Origin of the sequence: Paraburkholderia franconis (assembly GCF_009362735.1) — a bacterium.
GTDB classification, from domain to species: domain Bacteria; phylum Pseudomonadota; class Gammaproteobacteria; order Burkholderiales; family Burkholderiaceae; genus Paraburkholderia; species Paraburkholderia franconis.
In genome coordinates this window covers 1-1,744 of record NZ_WHNP01000203.1, presented here as the reverse complement: position 1 = coordinate 1,744, position 1,744 = coordinate 1, and the positions used below count along the sequence as shown (strand labels likewise).

The following is a 1,744-nucleotide window of genomic DNA, read 5'->3' as shown; positions in this document are numbered from 1 at the left end:
CGTAAGCGCCCGGCAATGACACCCCGGGGAGTGCGCGCCGGCGATCAGGCGGTGATCGGCGCCCAGCGATGAGGCAGTAGCTGAGCGATATCGTCGGCGCGATGCGTGGGCAAGCGGTTCAGTACGTCTTTGAGGTAGACGTATGGATCATGGCCGTTGAGCTGCGCTGATCGAATCAGGCTCATGATTGCGGCTGCGCGTTGCCCCGCACGCAAAGAGCCCGCGAAGAGCCAGTTCGTCCTTCCCAGGGCCCATGGACGAATCTGATTTTCCAGCCAATTGTTGTCGATCGGCACATGCCCATCGACAAGGTAGCGTGTAAGCGCGTCCCATCGCTTGAGGCTGTAGTCGAGTGCCCTGGCGATCGCTGATCCCTCGGAGACCAGTTTGCGCTGACCGGTCATCCAGGCATGCAGTGCGTCGGCAATGGGTCGGGCCCGCTCCAGGCGGACCTCACATCTTCGATCGGGCTTGAGTTCCGCGACGTCGCGCTCGACGTCGTAAAGTGCACCGAAGTACTTCAGCGCCTGTTCAGCGACCTGGCTCTTATGGTTGGCGTGCAGTTCGAAGAACTTCCTCCTTGCATGAGCAACGCATCCGAATTCAGTGATGCCCAGCTCGAATCCAGCTTTGTAGGCGCTGTAGTCGTCACATACCAGCTTGCCTCGCCATTTGCCGAGGAACGTGCGGGCATGTTCGCCAGCACGGCTATCCGCGAATTCATAGACCACTGCGCGCACGTCGGCGAACTGCGTGGTGGCATACGCCCATACATAGGCGCGCTGCGTCTTTCCTTTGCCGGGAACCAGCATTTGCACCGGCGTCTCATCGGCGTGCAGCACACCCTGTTGCAGAAGCACGTCGTGCAGCGCGTCGACCAGCGGCTGCAATCGCACGCCGCAAACACCAACCCACTCGCCAAGCGTTGATTGGGGAATTGCAAGACCCGCGCGTTCGAAGATGCGTTCCTGACGGTACAGCGGTAAGTGATCGCCATACTTGGCGACGAGCACTTGCGCAAGCAGCCCGGCGGTGGGAATGCCCTTGTCGATCACATGAGGCGGAACAGGCGCCTGAATCAGCGTTTCGCACGCCTTGCAGGCCCACTTGCCGCGAATGTGCCGCTCGACCGTGAATACGCCCGGCGCATAGTCCAGCTTCTCGCTGACGTCCTCGCCGATACGCACTCGCTGGCAACCGCAGGAGCACGTCTTGTCGTCGGGTTCATGGCGGATGTCGGTGCGCGGCAACTCCGGCGGCAAGGGCGTGCGCTTGGGCTTCTGACGTTGCTTGTCCGGCGCCGTGTTCGACCGTAGCTGCTCAAGCTCGATTTCGAGTGCAGCCAGATCGGCGTCGATGGCCTCATTGAGCAGGCTCATCTGCTCGACGTTGAGCTGCTCGCTGCGCTTGCCGAAATGCAGGCGCCTGAGCACGGCAATCTCGTGCGTGAGCTGGTCGATGCGCGTCTGCCGGTAGCGCAGGTCCCGCTCGTTCTCGCCGACCTGAGCGATCAATTGCGCAGCCAGTGTGCGCAGTTCGTCGGGGCTCAGGGCGTCGAGGTTGGCGGGCAGGTTCATGCAGCCAGTCTGCCAGAACCCCACCCGCGGCGGAAGCAAGCCAGTTTACGGCTTTGGGGGTATTACACGAGCGTGATCGCGTGATCGTGCGTGAGCGTCCGCCAGGGCAGCCCCGTCACCAGCGCTCGCAGCTGCTCGGGATTCAGCGCGGTGGCGACCGCCTGGTC

General features: G+C 62.5%; 1 protein-coding gene. It reads right to left on the bottom strand.

Annotated elements, in window-relative coordinates; translation table 11 throughout:
- Positions 1-44: 44 nt before the first annotated feature.
- Complete coding sequence (gene tnpC / locus GCT13_RS47575) at positions 45-1,577, bottom strand: IS66 family transposase (protein WP_152768424.1); 1,533 nt, start codon at positions 1,575-1,577, stop codon at positions 45-47.
- Positions 1,578-1,744: the final 167 nt, after the last annotated feature.